Source organism: Serratia sp. CY44782 (assembly GCF_052168715.1).
GTDB classification, from domain to species: domain Bacteria; phylum Pseudomonadota; class Gammaproteobacteria; order Enterobacterales; family Enterobacteriaceae; genus Serratia; species Serratia nevei.
This window is the reverse complement of the sequence record NZ_JBJNME010000001.1, coordinates 132,869-148,032: the sequence shown is the minus strand read 5'-3', so window position 1 is coordinate 148,032 and position 15,164 is coordinate 132,869. Positions and strand designations below refer to the sequence as shown.

General features: G+C 63.0%; 15 protein-coding genes. 6 read left to right on the top strand and 9 right to left on the bottom strand.

Annotation, left to right across the window (positions count from 1 at the left end; all coding sequences use genetic code 11):
* The first annotated feature begins 94 nt into the window (after positions 1-94).
* Complete coding sequence (locus tag ACJ8HT_RS00745) at positions 95-1,015, top strand: DMT family transporter (protein WP_055311859.1); 921 nt, start codon at positions 95-97, stop codon at positions 1,013-1,015.
* On the opposite strand, the gene ACJ8HT_RS00740 is transcribed toward ACJ8HT_RS00745, so the two are convergent.
* From ACJ8HT_RS00740 to ACJ8HT_RS00730, 3 genes are all read right to left on the bottom strand, one after another.
* The gene (locus tag ACJ8HT_RS00740) at positions 1,012-2,430 is read right to left on the bottom strand and encodes a sensor histidine kinase (protein ID WP_197652396.1); all 1,419 of its coding nucleotides are present in this window, start codon (positions 2,428-2,430) and stop codon (positions 1,012-1,014) included. The genes ACJ8HT_RS00745 and ACJ8HT_RS00740 overlap by 4 nt on opposite strands.
* A complete protein-coding gene (gene tctD / locus ACJ8HT_RS00735; RefSeq protein WP_164113517.1) occupies positions 2,417-3,091 on the bottom strand; it encodes a transcriptional regulator TctD in 675 nt (224 codons plus the stop codon). Before tctD ends, ACJ8HT_RS00740 begins: the two co-directional genes overlap by 14 nt.
* A 167-nt stretch (positions 3,092-3,258) precedes the next feature.
* A complete protein-coding gene (locus tag ACJ8HT_RS00730) occupies positions 3,259-3,588 on the bottom strand; it encodes a hypothetical protein (RefSeq protein ID WP_194571861.1) in 330 nt (109 codons plus the stop codon).
* Positions 3,589-3,864: 276 nt separating this feature from the next.
* Here ACJ8HT_RS00730 and ACJ8HT_RS00725 point away from each other — a divergent pair, with 276 nt between their 5' ends.
* The 3 genes from ACJ8HT_RS00725 to ACJ8HT_RS00715 are packed head-to-tail and all read left to right on the top strand — an operon-like array spanning position 3,865 to position 6,821.
* Positions 3,865-4,845 (top strand): Bug family tripartite tricarboxylate transporter substrate binding protein, encoded by a 981-nt coding sequence (locus ACJ8HT_RS00725; protein WP_033635359.1) that lies wholly within the window; start codon positions 3,865-3,867, stop codon positions 4,843-4,845.
* 15 nt (positions 4,846-4,860) lie between these two features.
* A complete protein-coding gene (locus tag ACJ8HT_RS00720; RefSeq protein ID WP_049200155.1) occupies positions 4,861-5,292 on the top strand; it encodes a tripartite tricarboxylate transporter TctB family protein in 432 nt (143 codons plus the stop codon).
* A gap of 11 nt (positions 5,293-5,303) precedes the next feature.
* On the top strand, positions 5,304-6,821 hold the full coding sequence (locus ACJ8HT_RS00715) for a tripartite tricarboxylate transporter permease (RefSeq protein WP_016926872.1): 1,518 nt from the start codon (positions 5,304-5,306) through the stop codon (positions 6,819-6,821).
* A gap of 34 nt (positions 6,822-6,855) precedes the next feature.
* Here ACJ8HT_RS00715 and ACJ8HT_RS00710 read toward each other — a convergent pair whose 3' ends face one another.
* Positions 6,856-7,485: a CatB-related O-acetyltransferase gene (locus ACJ8HT_RS00710; protein ID WP_197652395.1), complete on the bottom strand. Its 630-nt coding sequence runs from the start codon at positions 7,483-7,485 to the stop codon at positions 6,856-6,858.
* 155 nt (positions 7,486-7,640) lie between these two features.
* The gene (locus ACJ8HT_RS00705) at positions 7,641-8,636 is read right to left on the bottom strand and encodes a DMT family transporter (protein WP_197652394.1); all 996 of its coding nucleotides are present in this window, start codon (positions 8,634-8,636) and stop codon (positions 7,641-7,643) included.
* Between the two features lie 172 nt (positions 8,637-8,808).
* Between ACJ8HT_RS00705 and pdxR the strand changes: the two genes are divergently transcribed.
* Positions 8,809-10,275, top strand: a complete 1,467-nt coding sequence (gene pdxR, locus ACJ8HT_RS00700) for a MocR-like pyridoxine biosynthesis transcription factor PdxR (protein WP_197652393.1) — start codon at positions 8,809-8,811, stop codon at positions 10,273-10,275.
* On the opposite strand, the gene ACJ8HT_RS00695 is transcribed toward pdxR, so the two are convergent.
* From ACJ8HT_RS00695 to ACJ8HT_RS00680, 4 genes are read right to left on the bottom strand one after another with little or no spacing between them, the layout of a single operon-like run.
* Positions 10,272-10,772, bottom strand: coding sequence for a protein disulfide oxidoreductase (locus ACJ8HT_RS00695; RefSeq protein WP_197652392.1), 501 nt, complete (start codon positions 10,770-10,772; stop codon positions 10,272-10,274). The two genes, pdxR and ACJ8HT_RS00695, sit on opposite strands and share 4 nt — an antisense overlap.
* Complete coding sequence (locus ACJ8HT_RS00690; protein ID WP_197652391.1) at positions 10,765-11,481, bottom strand: DsbA family protein; 717 nt, start codon at positions 11,479-11,481, stop codon at positions 10,765-10,767. The genes ACJ8HT_RS00695 and ACJ8HT_RS00690 overlap by 8 nt, the downstream gene beginning before the upstream one ends.
* On the bottom strand, positions 11,478-13,514 hold the full coding sequence (locus tag ACJ8HT_RS00685; protein ID WP_197652390.1) for a protein-disulfide reductase DsbD family protein: 2,037 nt from the start codon (positions 13,512-13,514) through the stop codon (positions 11,478-11,480). Before ACJ8HT_RS00685 ends, ACJ8HT_RS00690 begins: the two co-directional genes overlap by 4 nt.
* A 49-nt stretch (positions 13,515-13,563) precedes the next feature.
* The gene (locus ACJ8HT_RS00680) at positions 13,564-13,926 is read right to left on the bottom strand and encodes a copper resistance protein (RefSeq protein ID WP_197652389.1); all 363 of its coding nucleotides are present in this window, start codon (positions 13,924-13,926) and stop codon (positions 13,564-13,566) included.
* Between the two features lie 205 nt (positions 13,927-14,131).
* Between ACJ8HT_RS00680 and flk the strand changes: the two genes are divergently transcribed.
* Entirely contained in the window at positions 14,132-15,160 is a 1,029-nt protein-coding gene (flk, locus tag ACJ8HT_RS00675) for a flagella biosynthesis regulator Flk (protein ID WP_197652388.1), read from the top strand.
* Positions 15,161-15,164 lie beyond the last annotated feature (4 nt).

The window sequence follows — 15,164 nt, the reverse complement described above, 5'->3', positions numbered from 1 at the left end:
GTTTACGCCGATTTTTGTCTGGATATCACTATATATGATAAACCGGACACGCGTAGACTAGCCAGCATGTTGGACGTTATTGAGAATAATTATCATGAATATGCTCTTCCCGCTGTTGGCCGTGCTGATTTGGTCGATTAACGCCGTCGTCAGCAAACTCTCCGCCACCGCCATCGATCCGGCGGCCATCTCGCTCTACCGCTGGCTGCTGGCGTTGATTGCCCTGACGCCGTTCGTGCTGCCGGGCGTGCTGCGCAACTGGGCGCAGGTGCGCGCCAACTGGTGGAAATTGATGATCCTCGGTTTGCTGGGCATGGTGCTGTACCAAAGCCTGGCGTATTACGCCGCACACAGCGTCAGCGCGCTGTTTATGGGCATCATCGTATCGCTGATCCCGCTGCTGACCATCCTGATCAGCATCGTACTGCTGCGCATTGCGCCAACCGTCGGCGTGCTGCTCGGCAGCATACTCTCCTTCTGCGGCCTGATCTGGCTGGTCAGCGGCGGTCAGCCCGGCGTGCTGCTGCAGCACGGTATCGGCAAGGGGGAATTGATGATGCTGCTCGCCACCGCCTCTTACGCGCTGTATGGCGTGTTGACCAAACGCTGGGCCATCGCGCTGCCGAACTGGCAATCGCTGTACGTGCAGATCCTGTTCGGCGTGCTGTTGCTGCTGCCTAATTTCCTGATGGCGCAGGATGTCGGCTTGAACGGCCATAACCTGCCGCTGGTGCTGTTCGCCGGCATTCCGGCTTCGATCATCGCCCCGTTCCTGTGGATCCAGGGCGTGATGCGCCTGGGCGCCAACACCGCCTCGATCTTCATGAACCTGGCGCCGGTGTTTACCGCCGCTATCGCCGTGCTGTTCCTGCATGAGCAGCTGCACGGTTACCACCTGATCGGCGGCGGCATCACCCTGCTGGGCGTTATCCTGTCGCAGCGGCTGCGCACGCCGCTGACGCGTAAAGCCAAGGCCCCGGCGGCCGACGTCGAATCCTGCAAAGAACAGGCCTAAGGCAGCAGCCTGAAACGCACCCGCACCAACAGGCCGCCCAGCGCGGCGGAGCTCAGCAGCTCCGGGCGGGTGCCGTGATACGCGGTGATGTCCTTCACCAGCGCCAGCCCCAGGCCGGCGCCCGGCTGATCGCCCACGTTGTCCAGCCGATGAAACGGCTGCAGCGCCAGCGCCTTGTCCTGCAAGGCGATGCCGGGGCCGCTGTCTTCAATCTCCAGCACGCCTTCCCCTGCCGCCTGATCCTGAGTGAGGCGCGCGGTCACCACACCCTGACGCGGCGTGTATTTCAGCGCGTTGTCCAGCAGGTTGGCGCACAGTTCGGCCAACAGCAGCGCTTCCCCCCCTACCTGGCACGCCGCCTCGCCTTCAAACCCGAGATCGATCTGTTTACTGCGCGCCTGCGGCAAGCGGGAAAAACAGGCGTCGCGCAGCACCTGCGCCAGATTGACCGGCTGCAGCTGGCGCTCGGCCCGGTGCTCGCTGGCCTTCAGGCGTGAGAGATGCAGCAGGCGGTCGGTCAGCGCCACGGTATTATCCAGCGTCGCGCTCATCGCCTGCAGGCTTTCGCGCCACTGCTGCGGCCGGTCGCTGGCCAGCGCCACCCCAACCTGAGTCTTCAACACCGCCAGCGGCGTGCGCAGTTGGTGCGAAGCATCGGCGCTGAAACGCTCCTGACGCGCCACCATCAGCCGCAGCCGTTCGATATAGCGATTGAACGCCACCAGCAGCGGCTGCATCTCCGACCACGGCAATACCCGCGGCAGGGGCGTCAGCTCGCCCGGATCGCGCCGCAGCATGATGCCGGAGAGCTTGCGCATCGGCTTCAACACCCGCTTGAGCAGCGCGAACGCCAGAATCAGGGTCAACACCACCACCGTGCCCTGGCTCAACAGCGCCGCGATCATCATCTGTCGCGCCAGGTAACGGCGCGATTCCAGGGTTTCCGCCACCAGAATGGTCGCCATGCCGCTCACGCCCGACTCGTTGATCGGTTGAAACAGCGCCGCCACGCGGATCGCCCGGCCGAGGTATTCCGCATCGTAAAAATGCACCAGCGCCGGGTAGAGCGTGGAACGCGGGATATGGGGCGGCAAAGGCGGCAAATCGTCATAGCCCGAAATGCTTTTCCCCTGCGGCGATATCACCTCGTAATAGAGCTGATCGTTCATGTTGCGCTCGAAGCTGTCGAGCACCACATAGGGCACATCGACCGCCAGCTTGCCGTCGCGCACCACCAGCCGCTCCGCCACGGTGCGCGCCGACGCCAGCAGCGTGCGATCGTAAGCCAGGGTGGCGGCGCTCATGGCGCTGAAATAGTGGGTGTAGATCGAGATGCCGCCCAACGCCACCAGCGGCAGGCCAAAAAACAGCAGCAGTTGATAAAACAACGAACGCGGCGCGTTAAACCACCGCATTGCACCGCTCCAGGCTGTAACCCAGACCGCGCAGCGTGATGATTGCCACGTCGCTGCCCTGCAGCTTTTTCCGCAAACGGTGTACGTAAAGCTCAATGCTCTCCGGATTGGCCTCGTCGGACAGCGTAAACACCTGCTCAAACAGCTGCTGCTTGGCCACCGGGCGGCCGCGGCGGTGCATCAACGCGGTCAACACCGCCAGTTCGCGCGGCGTCAGCGCCAGCGGCTTGCCTTCCAGCAGGAAATAACCTTCGTCGTGATAGGTCAACGCGCCGTACTGCAACGCCGGCTGCGCGGCGCCGACGCTGCGGCGCAGCAGCGCCCGAATGCGCGCTTCCAACTCGTCCAGCTCGAACGGCTTGGTGAGGTAATCGTCTGCCCCCAGATTCAGGCCCTTCACCCGGTCGGCCACGTCGGTGCGCGCCGTCAGCAGCAGCACCGGCAGCTCCTGCCCGCGTTTGCGCAGGCGCGCCAGCAAATCCAGGCCGTTCAAACGCGGCAGCGCCACATCCAACACCGCCAGCGCATAGCGTTCGTTGAGCAACAGATGATCGGCCGCCACGCCGTCTGGGGCGACGTCGACGGCAAAGCCGGCGCCGGTCAGCGCCTTTTGCAACCAGTGAGACAGCTCGGGGTGATCTTCAACCAATAACAGTCGCATGTTTCCATTCCATTGATTTACCTGAACAACCTGACGCCGATAGCGCGCTTGTTAACAGATCGATAACAGAGAATGGCATGGAAAATAAGGGGATAAAAGAGCGCCGCGCCGCCAGTTTTGGGAGCTGGCACACAATTATGCGTATGGAGCGCGATCGCAGGCCGGTATCAGATCAGCGGAATGGGGCTGTCGGCAACGGCAATGTCCAGCACCAGGCGCAGCTCGTCGGCGGTAAACGGTGAAGAAACCAGCACGGAGCGATTGTTGGCGGCAAACACCAGATCGATGCCGGTCACGCAGGCGGTCATCTGGCAAGCATACTTTTCACCGTCGGCGTTGACGAAATGCAGCTCAAACACGCCAATATCGGCACGCAGCCGCTTTAAACGGCACTGCCCGGTTTCACCGGTCATCTCTGCATAGATCTCCGGCAGCCGCTTAATCGCGCACACTTTGGCGCTGTCCCTGCCACCAAACAATTTCCCTAACGAAAACATATTACTGCGTCTCTATTCATTTCATTGCTCATGATTCTATCGCGAAAGCAGAACCGCAAACCTGATATTACGCAGGATTTTGGCCGGTTTTGCCCCCTGTTCTTCTCTTCCTTTCTATGGTAGTGCACCCGCTCTTCGCTCGCGACAAGCGACCCCAATCACAGACTGGAAACTTTTCCGGCCACTGAAAGGTAAATGAAAGGTTGTTGTTTTAACAATCCTGCAACCGCACCCGGCGGGATTTCACAACCAGAACAATACCGAGGGCAAGTCACAATGAAAAAAATAATGACCCGTACCTTTACCGCCGCCGCCCTGCTGCTGGCGGCCAATCAGGCCTTTGCCGTGGAAGCGCCCAAACGCACCGAATGCATCGCGCCGGCCAAGCCCGGCGGCGGCTTCGATCTGACCTGCAAGCTGATTCAGGTGTCGCTGCAGGACACCAAGGCCATCGATAAACCGATGCGCGTCACCTATATGCCCGGCGGCGTCGGCGCGGTGGCCTACAACGCCATCGTCGCGCAGCGCCCGGCGGAGTTCGGCACCGTGGTGGCCTTCTCCGGCGGCTCGCTGCTCAATCTGGCCCAGGGCAAGTTCGGCCGCTACAACGTGGACGACGTGAAATGGCTGGCGGCGGTCGGTACCGACTACGGCATGATCGCGGTGCGCGCCGACTCGCCTTACAAAACCCTGAAAGACCTGATGGACGCCTTCCAAAAAGATCCCAACAGCGTGGTGTTCGGCGCCGGCGCCTCCATCGGCAGCCAGGACTGGATGAAAACCGCGCTGCTGGCGCGCGAAGTCGGCGTGGATCCGCGCAAGATGCGCTATGTGGCATTCGAAGGCGGCGGCGAGCCGGTAACCGCGCTGCTCGGCAACCATATCCAGGCGGTCTCCGGTGACCTGAGCGAGATGGTGCCTTATCTGCAGGGCGACAAGATCCGCGTGCTGGCGGTGTATGCCGAGCAACGTCTGCCGGGCCAGCTGGCCGACATTCCCACCGCCAAAGAGCAGGGATACAGCCTGGTGTGGCCGATCATTCGCGGTTTCTACGTCGGGCCGAAAGTCAGCGATGAAGAATATCAGTGGTGGATCGACACCTTCCAGAAAATGATGGCGACCGACGAATTCAAGCAGCAGCGCGATCTGCGCGGCCTGTTCGAATTCAACATGACCGGCAAAGAGCTGGACGCCTACGTGAAGAATCAGGTTGCCCAATACCGGGAGCAGGCAAAAGTGTTCGGCCTGGCCAAATAACCGCAGGGGAAAACCATGAGCGATCGTATTTTTGCCGGTTTCTGGCTGCTGCTGTGTATCGGCGGGCTGTTCATCGGCTGGGGCATCCAAAGCGAATACAGCTATGAACCGTTGGGGCCGCGCCCGTTCCCGCTGGCGATCCTCAGCCTGATGGCGCTGTGCGCGGCCCTGCTGTTGCTGCGCCGCCCGCAGGCGGTGGAATGGCCGCACAACAAGGTGCTGCAGCGGCTGCTGGTGTTGGTGATCACCCTGGTGCTTTATGCCTGGGGCTTTGAATGGCTGGGCTTCCCGCTGGCGACCGCGCTGCTGACGTTCAGCATCGGCCTGCTATTTCAGGCCAGCCTGCCGGCGGCGGCCATTTCCGGCGTCGTCATGGGCGCAGCGCTGTATTACGCCTTTGACCGACTTCTCGATGTCACACTGCCGCTCGGCGCCTGGCTGAGCTAACGGGAGCGATGATGGATACCTGGATGTATTTGACTCAAGGGTTCGAAGTGGCTTTGGTGCCGCAGAACCTGATTATCGCCCTGATCGGCTGCTTCGTCGGCACCATCGTCGGCCTGCTGCCGGGCCTCGGACCGATCAACGGCGTGGCGATCCTGCTGCCGCTGGCGTTTGCCCTCAAGCTGCCGGCCGAATCGGCGCTGATCCTGCTGGCGACGGTGTATATCGGCTGCGAGTATGGCGGGCGCATCTCGTCGATTCTGCTCAACGTCCCGGGCGACGCGGCGGCGATCATGACCGCGCTGGACGGCTACCCGATGGCGCAGCAGGGGCGCGCCGGCGTGGCGCTGTCCATCTCGGCGGTCAGTTCGTTCGTCGGATCGATGATCGCCATCGGCGGCATCATCCTGTTCGCGCCGCTGCTGGCCCGCTGGTCGCTGGCCTTCGGCCCGGCGGAGTATTTCGCGCTGATGGTGTTCGCCATCGCCTGCCTCGGCAGCATGATGAGCCAAAACCCGCTGAAATCGCTGCTGGCGGCGCTGATCGGCCTGGGGCTGGCGACGGTGGGCGTCGACGCCAACACCGGCGTTTACCGCTTTACCTTTGACAGCGTGCACCTCTCCGACGGCGTGCAGTTTATCGTGGTGGTGATCGGCCTGTTCTCGGTCAGCGAAATCCTGCTGATGCTGGAAAGCACCAGCGCCGGGCAAAAGCTGGTGCGTAAAACCGGCCGGTTGCTGTTCAACCGCAAAGAGGCGGCGCAGTGTGCAGGCCCTACCCTACGCTCGTCGGTGATCGGCTTCTTCGTCGGCATTCTGCCGGGCGCCGGTGCCACTATCGCCAGTGCGCTGACCTACATGACCGAGAAGAAAATCAGCGGCAACAGCGACACCTTCGGCAAGGGCGACATCCGCGGCGTAGCGGCGCCGGAAGCGGCCAACAACGCCTCGGCCTGCGGTTCGTTCATTCCGATGCTGACGCTGGGGGTGCCGGGTTCCGGCACCACGGCGGTGATGATGGGTGCGCTGACGCTGTACAATATCACCCCCGGCCCGGCAATGTTCACCGAACAGCCGGATATCGTCTGGGGGCTGATCGCCGCGCTGCTGATCGCCAACGTCATTTTGCTGATCATGAACCTGCCGCTGGTCGGTCTGTTCACCCGCATGCTGACCATCCCGCTGTGGTTCCTGGTGCCGGCGATCGCCGCGGTGTCGGCGGTGGGGGTTTATGCGGTGCACAGCACCACCTTCGACCTGCTGCTGATGGTCGGGTTGGGCGTGTTCGGCTACATCCTGCGCAAAATGCACTTCCCGATGTCGCCGCTGATTCTGGGCTTCGTGCTGGGTGAGATGCTGGAGCAAAATCTGCGTCGCGCGCTGTCGATCAGCAACGGCGAGTTCGGCATTCTGTGGAGCAGCAGCATCGCGCAAACGCTGCTGGTGCTGGCGGTTGCGGTACTGGCGCTGCCGCCGCTGCTGCGCCTGATGCGCAAACGCCGCCAACCGGCGGCCGAGGCCAAAGCCGAGTAACGCGAAACGGGCGGGGATCCCCCGCCCGTTGTGTTTAACGGCGTAGGACCGCAATTCCCCTTTCCAACGCCTCGATATCGTCATCGGCGAGCAGGGGCTGAATCACCGCAAAGTCCGCCTCGGACAAGTCATAGAGGCGCAGGGCAAGCAACCGCGCGATGACCTCCGGCGCGAACCGCCAACGGATAAACCGCGCGGGGTTACCGCCGACGATGGCATAAGGCTCAACATCGCCGGCCACCACGCTGCCGGCGGCGACGATCGCCCCCTCGCCTATCGAGATTCCCGGCATCAACATCGCCCGCATGCCGATCCAGCAACCGTCGCCCAGCCGGGTATCGCCTTTGGGGCGGTACGCCTGTTTGATGGTTGCCATAAACGGATACAGGCTCAGCCAGTCGATGCGATGGGTATGGTTGCCGCCCATCAGGATCACCGCTTCGGCCGCGATGCACACGTAATCGCCGATCAGCAGGCGGTCTATGTCGCCCAGCGGCTGCCATTGCCGGCTGACCGCGTCGCCGTGCAGATAACGCACTACCGAGCGCTCGAAGCCGTTATCCCAGCAGTCGCTGTAGTAGCTGTGGGTGCCTTTGATGATGATATTCGGGTTGGTCACCGTCTGATGCAGCAGCTCGGTGTTGGACCAGTGTTTTTCGGACATGGCGTATTCTCTTGTTACGGGAATAAAAGCCACGGAACGGAATGTCTGTGGCCGTGTTGTCGTTCACTCAACACGGCCATTCAAGCGATAAGCGCTCGTTTCAATCTCGGGTTATTCATCTTACGGCCTCTCTTGCGAGGCGTAATGGTAGCCGATCACGCCTCGGCGGTCTTGCTTTTCAGCAGCAGCACCCCGCCCATCACCAGCGCGCTACCCAGCAGCTGCAGCTGATTCATGCTCTCCCCCAGCAGGAAATAGGCGATCACTGCGGTGAACACCAGTTCCAGCGACAGGATCAGGTTGGCCACCGCCAGCGGCAGCGTTTTCAGGCTGATATTGTACAGCCCGAAACCCAGCAGCGTCGGCCCGGCGGCCAGCGCCAGCAGCAACAGCCAGCCGCTCCACTGGATGCCCTGTGCGCCGTGCGACAGGAACCACAGAGAGCCGGCCATGCCGTGGAACGCCGCCAGCGGGAACGCCGTCAGCGCCGCGTTGAACACCAGCTGGTACAGCGCCGAAAAACCGAACACGTACAGGATGGTGTTCCACACCGGATAGCCGCGTTCGCTGGCCACCCGCCCGCCGAGGGTATATAGGGTATAGCCGATGCCCGACAGCATCCCGACTAACAGCCCCAGCAGATCGAAGTGGCTGCTCCCCATGCTGTCGCCGTTGCTGACCAGGAAACAACCGCCCAGGCTGATGGCGATCACCAGCAATTGGCGCAGCGTCAGGCGTTCGCTGTACATCACCCAGCCGAGGAACACGGTAAAGCCCACCGAGCAGTAGGTCAGAATGGTCGCCACCGACGCGCCGTTCAGCGCTACCGACAGCGCCCACAGGCTGTTGAACAGCGCCAGCAGCAGCCCGTAAAGTGCGTAGAACACCACCTGTTCACGGCGCAGGCGCGCCCACTGCGGTTTCACCAGCAACAACAGCGGCAACAGCACCAGCGCCACCAGCGCCGCGCGCCAGAACGCCAGCACGAAGGTCGGCAGGTGATAGTACTCGGTCAGCGCGCGGATGATGATGGCGGTAAAGGCCAGCAGCATGGCGCTGATAATGGCGATGACGTAACCCTGGTGGCTGCCCTGAAAGAGGCGCGCGCCGGGCAGCGCCGGCCGGGCGGAAACGCCTGACGGTAATGACATGAGATCCTCGGAGAAATGGCGACGTAAATGCTCAGGCGGACAGTGTAACGCGGCCATTTTTTCTCACTATAGCCACTTTACGGCGTTGTCATGCAGGCCACTTTTCTGCGCTTGAAGCCCTGTTGACATGGGGTATAGTAAAAATCACTCTCCATAACCGGGCCAATTTCGCATGCATATCCCGTTGGATCGCGAGCAGGACGTTCCGCTCTATTTACAGATCGAAGAAGCGCTGCGGCGCGCCATCCTCACCGGCGTGTTCGTCGATGGTGACAAACTGCCCTCGACGCGCACGCTGGCGGCCGAACTGGCGGTCAGCCGTTTAACGGTGGATAACGCCTACGCCGAACTGGCAGCCAAGGGCTTTTTGCATCAGCGGCGCGGCAGCGGCGCCTATGTCGCGCACCCGCAAACGCAGGCGCGCCCGGCCCGGCCGAGCAGCGATGCTCCATTCCCGCTGGAGAGCTTCACCACCCTCACCTCGCGGCTGGACGGCTACGCCGACGCCCCGCTGCCGGAGGGGCTGATCAACTTCGCCGCCGGCGTCGGCAGCCCTAAGGTGTTTCCGCTGGAGGCGTTTCGCAAAGTGCTGCTGTCGGTGCTCAGCCGCCATGCGGAAGAGGCCTTCAGCTACGGGGAATACTGCGGCTACTACCCGCTGCGCGATACGCTGAGCCGCATTCTCAGCGCACAGGGCATCCCTACGCAGGCGGAACAGGTGCTGATCACCAACGGCTCGCAGCACGCCATCAGCCTGGTGGTGCAAAGCCTATTGGCGCCGGGCGATACGGTGATCGTCGAAGAGCCGACCTACGCCGAAGCGCTGGGCCTGCTGCGCCAGCACCGCATCAATATCGTCACCGTACCGGGCGACCGCCACGGCATGCGGGTGGATTTGTTGCCGGATCTGTTGGAACGCCACCGCCCTAAACTGATCTACACCATCCCCAATTTCCACAACCCGACCGGCCGCTGCCTGAGCGAAGCGCGCCGGCGGCGCCTGCTGACTGTCGCCCAACAGGCCGGCGTGGTGATCCTGGAGGACGACTTCGTCGGCGATCTGCGTTATCAGGGCAAACAGCTGCCGTCGCTGCGCGCGCTGGCGCAGCCGGGCGCGGTGATCTACGTCAGCACCTTCTCCAAAATGCTGCTGCCCAGCATGCGCATCGGCTATCTGGTGGCGGACAGCGAACACTATCAGCGTTTCGCCAGGCTGAAACACGTCGACAGCTTCACCAGTTCCAGCCTGATCCAGCGGGCGCTGGACGCGTTCGTCACCGTCGGCCGTTACGACAAACAGCTGCGGCGCGCCGGGCGCGTCTACCGCCGCCATCTCGAGGTGATGATTGATGCCTTGCAACGGCGGCTGCCGCCGGGGTGCCGCTTCGAAACGCCGCAGGGGGGCTTGTTTATCTGGCTGACGCTGCCGGCGACGGTGAGCACCACCGAACTGATGCCGGTCGCCTGGCGGCACGGCGTGACCTTCGCACGCGGCGAATGCTTTTATGCGCAGAAACAGCTGGGCGCGCACGGCCTGCGGCTGAACTTCGCCGCCAACTCGCCGCCGCAGATTGAAGAAGGTATCGCCCGGCTGTGCCGGGCGATTGAGGAGGTGATAACGGAGAAAAACACCGGTTAGACGGCGGCCCACCACAGCCGCAGCTTCATCCCCCAGTAGCTGGTCCAGCCGGTGGTGCTCTGCACCACCTTGCCCTGCGAGACCACTACGAAGGTCGGCGTCACGCCAATCTGCCACTGCGCCGAGAGCGTACCGGCCGGATCGTTGACCACCGGCAATGCCAGCCGTTTGCGCGCCAGCCAGTGTTTCACCTGGGTATCGTCGCCCGAGCGCAGCGTGACGGTCAGCACATTGCCGCCCGCCGCCTGCAAACGGGCGACGTCCGGCGTGGTGAAGCGGCAGACGCCGCACCAGCTGGCCCAGAAGTAAACCAGCAGCGGCCGCTCATGGCTGAGCTGCGCCAACGACACACTCTCGCCGTCCAGCGTGGTCAGGGTCTGAGCATCGAAGGCCGGCGGCGCCTGCGGCGCGTTCAGCCAATCCATCGCCGTCACCACCGCCAGCGCGATCAGCGCCAGCAGCAGCAATTCGCGCCCCCAGCGCTTGAGCTTAGCCATTTTTGGCCTTCGCCAGCTGCTGCTTCACCATCGCTTCCAGCTCTTCATACGACACCGCCCCCGGCAGCATCCGATCGCCGATCAGCGTCGCCGGCGTCCCCTGCACGCCCAGTTGTTCCGCCAGCTCCATATTGGTGCGCAGCGTGGTCATGCTCTGTTCGCTGGGCGCCACCGCCTTGACGCCGGTTTTCTCTTGCGCGGCGGCGATGCTGGCGTTGTCGTGGAAGCCCTTTTTCGCCATCAACCTCTGGTGCAGGGCCCAGAATTGATCCGGGTGCTGTTGCCAGGTGGTGAGCGCCACGCGCGCCGAACTGACCGAGCTTTCGCCCTTGAACGGCAGCAGCTTCACCACCAGCGCCACGTCCGGGTATTGCTTGACGATCTTCTCCAGCATCGGATCAAAACGCTTGCAGTACGGGCAGTTATAGTCGGTAAAGGTCACCAGCGTCAGTTTGGCGTCGGCGGCGCCGAGGCGCGGGCTGGCCGGATCCTGGTACAGCGTTTTGGCGTTCTGCTTGATAGCCTGGCTGATTTGCTGGCCGGCGGTTTGCTGCTGCCAGGCGTCCACCGCCTGCGCCAGAATGTCCGGGTTGGACACCAGCGTTTCGCGGATCATCTCTTTGATACGCGCCTCTTGTGCCGGGGTGAAAGGCTCGGCGGCCCACACCGGGGCGGCGATGATCATCAATAAAATCAGTAGCTTTTTCATTGTTCGGTTCCTTTGGCATGGGAAAGCGTTTGCAGCACGGCGTCACGGGTCAACAGCGGGGATAACACCTCGCCGTCCGGGCTGCCGGGGCCATAAATTTGGTTGAAAGGCACGGCAACACTGCCGCGCTTTTGCAGGAAGGCGCTGATGTCGGCCGATGGGCGGCTCCAGTCGCCGCGCAGCGCGACCACGTCGTCGGCGCTCAGCGCGCGCTGTACGTCATCACGCAACAGTACATTGAATTTGTTGGCTTTACAGGTCACGCACCAGTCTGCGGTCACGTCGACGAACACCCGCTTATGCTGGGCCAGCGCCTCGGTTATCGCTTGCTCGCTCAACGGTTGCCACTGCACCCGATCCTGCAACGGCTGGCGCCACAGGCCGGCGGTCAACGAGCCGGCCAGCAAGGCCACGCCCGCCAGCACCAACGTGCCCGCCGCCAGCTTGGCCGCCACCCGTGCGCCCTGCTGACGCCACACCGCCAGCAGCAACGCCAGCAGCGCCAACGCCCCCAGCCACAGCGTGGCCTGCACGCCGATATGGTTGCTCAGCAGGCTCAGCAGCCACAGCGACGACGCCAGCATCAGCAGCCCCATCGCCAGCTTGACGGTATTCATCCAGCGGCCGGGGCGCGGCAAGCGCAGCGCCAGCGATGGCCAGGCGGCGATCAGCAGCCACGGCAAGCTCATGCCAATGCCGAGCGCGATGAACATGCCCCACAGCACCGGCAGCGACGCCGCCAGCGCGAAGGCCACCGCCGTGCCGAGAAACGGCGCCGAGCACGGCGTCGCCAGCAGCGTCGCGAACGCGCCCTGCCAGAAATGGCCGCTCAGACCGTGCCCGCTATGGGTGGCCAGCGACGTATTCAGATCGGACGAGAGGCGCAGATGGAACAGGCCAAACAGGTTGGCGCTGAACAGCAGCGTCACCAGCACCATAAAACCGATAAACCATGGATTCTGGAACTGAATGCCCCAGCCGAGCGCATGGTTGCCGAGCCGCAGCAGCGTCATCAGCAAGGCCAACGCCATAAACGAGGCGACGATACCCAACGACGACGCCAGGAACTGCAAACGCACGCTGCGCCGATCGCGCCGTTCCACCTGCAGGATGGAGCCGAGCTTGATGCCCAGCACCGGCAGTACGCACGGCATCAGGTTGAGGATCAACCCGCCCGCCAGCGCCATCAATACCGCCTGCCATAGCGGGAACGCCGCACCGGCAGGCGCGGCCAGCGGATCGCCAATCGGCAGCGTAATCTGCTGCGCCATGCCGCCGTCGTCGATCACCAGCGTCAGCGTTTTGCCACGCAGATCCGGCGCCGCATCGCCCCAGCCATCGCTGACCGGCACTCGCGCCAACAGCTGAGCGCCGTCGGTCTCGACCTGCGGCTTGCCGAGATCGGCATCCGCCAGCGTATCGAAGAACAGCGCGGGCTGCTGCCAGCCGGCGTCGCGTTCGGCGGAAATCTGCAGCTCGCCGTTGCGGTAACCGGCCTTGACGCTCTCCGCCAGCCCGGCGGCGATCGGCACCTGCCCCATCGCCTGCGCGAAGTCGTGGTTAAACTGCGGATCGTTCGGCGTCGTCAGATCCAGGCTGAACGGGTAGTCGGTCAGAATGCAGACGTTGCTGCAGGTGGATAGCGTCAGGGTGCCCGCCAGCGGGCCGGATACCTGGCCTGACATCACGATCGGCAGCGTGACCCGATCGTGATAGCCCTGGGTGGAAATGCCGGCCACCTCGAAACGCTGCGGCGTCGGCCAGTACCAGGTCGCCGGCGGCGGGTTGCCCTGCCAGACGATAGCCGGCGCAATGCCGCCTTCGCCTGGGGAACGCCAGTAGGTTTTCCAGCCCTTTTGCAGCTCGACCGACAGCAGCAGGCGAGTCTCCCCCGGCTGTGACGTGTCGGCACGCAGCCGCACCTTGGCATGATCGTTGGCCGGGTTTTGCAGCCAGCCGCTGTCCGCCGCCTGCAAGGCAGGCAGCCACAGCATAAACAGGCAAGCGCAGGCCAGCCTGATAATTTTCAACATGTTAATTCTCCATAAATGATTAATTCACCGCGAAAAACGGGCGATTAACTCATTCACGGAAAACGCATAATCGAAGGTGCACCCTGAGGGTGGGCGGTGAAATGGCGCGAGGAGGAGGAATACGCAGGCGCGCGGCAATGGTCGGCGCCAACAGCGCCAGCAGCAGGCCCAGCCCGAACAGTACGGTTTCGAACATCACCGGCGTTGCGGCCAGCAATGACTTGGCGCTCAGTTCACAGGGCGTCGGCTGCGCTTCGGCGGCGGTGTCACTGGACTGAACGGCGGTGGCGGCCGGGATCCCCAGCGTTTGCTGCAGCGCATGCAGGCCCGCCATGCGCTGGGTCATGCACGTCAGCACCACCAGGCAAGCCAGGCATAAAAACCATTTTGCAATCCGCTGCCGTTTAACCATGCCATCCTCATGTTCGGGTCTGGGGTTATCTTAGCGACGCGGGCGCGATTAGCAACGTTTTGTCGGTAAAGAAATGTCTGAGCGGCGGTATTGATGGCGGCGATTTACAGGTATCATAGAGGGTAAGCCTGCGCTTTTCGCCGGGTACGATGATGATTCTCTCCTCCAGGCATTCTGCGGGGATACACAGCGAAGGACTGGTGATATGCAACCTTTGAGTGGGCCGGGCACCCCAATCGCCGGCGAACGCCCTCCCTCCCCGGGCAAAACGGCGGCCACTGACGATCAACCCCTTTCTCCGGCACAGCGCACGACGCTGGAAAAGCTGGTCGTGAAAATCATGGCGCTCAGCCCGGCAAAATCGGCGGAGATCTGGGCGACTCTGCGCCACGATCTCGGCGCCGACAACGGCGGTGAACTGCTGGCGCGCCATTTTCAACCCGCGGAACAGCTGCTGCAAACGCGCCTGACGCAGGCGCAGCAAAACCACGCCGGGCGCCAGCTGTTGCAACAGCTGGCCGAATTGCTGCCGCAGGGCAACAACCGCCAGGCGGTCAGCGACTTTATTCGCCAGCAGTTCGGCCACACGGTACTGAGCCAGCTGAGCCCACCACAGCTGCAGCAGGTGCTGAATCTGTTGCAGACCGGCGGCCTGACCATTCCTCAGCCGCAGCAAACCGCCACCAGCGATCGCCCGCTGCTGCCTGCAGAGCATCAAAGCCTGCAGCAGCAGGTCACCAAACTTAGCGCGGCCACCGGCGAAGCACCGGCTAAAATCTGGCAAACGCTGTTTGATCTGGCGGGCGTGAAAACCAACGATCCGCTCCCGGCGCGCCACTTCCAGCTGTTAAACCAATTCTTGCAAGTGAAGGTGGCCCTCAGCCCGCAGAGCGCGCCGACGCTGAACAACCTGCTGGCGGCACTCAAGCAGCCGGCGGACGAGCAAGAGCTGCTGCAGATGAACGACTACTGTCAGGCGCGCTTCAACTGCGGTGCCAATGCGCCGCTGACGCATCCGCAAATGAGCGACGCCATTCATCAACTGTTTGCCCGCCGCCTGGAAAAAGCCGGCCAGGCCCAGGCTATCATCAGCCACCCTGTCGATCCGCAGCCGCTGCTCAACCCGCTGATCACCGCCCTGCCGCTGCCGCTGCAAAAAGCGCTCAGCAAACCCGCCGTGGCGCTGATCCTGCTGCTGTTGGCGCTGGCGATCGTGCTGGCGCTGGTGTTTTAACGCC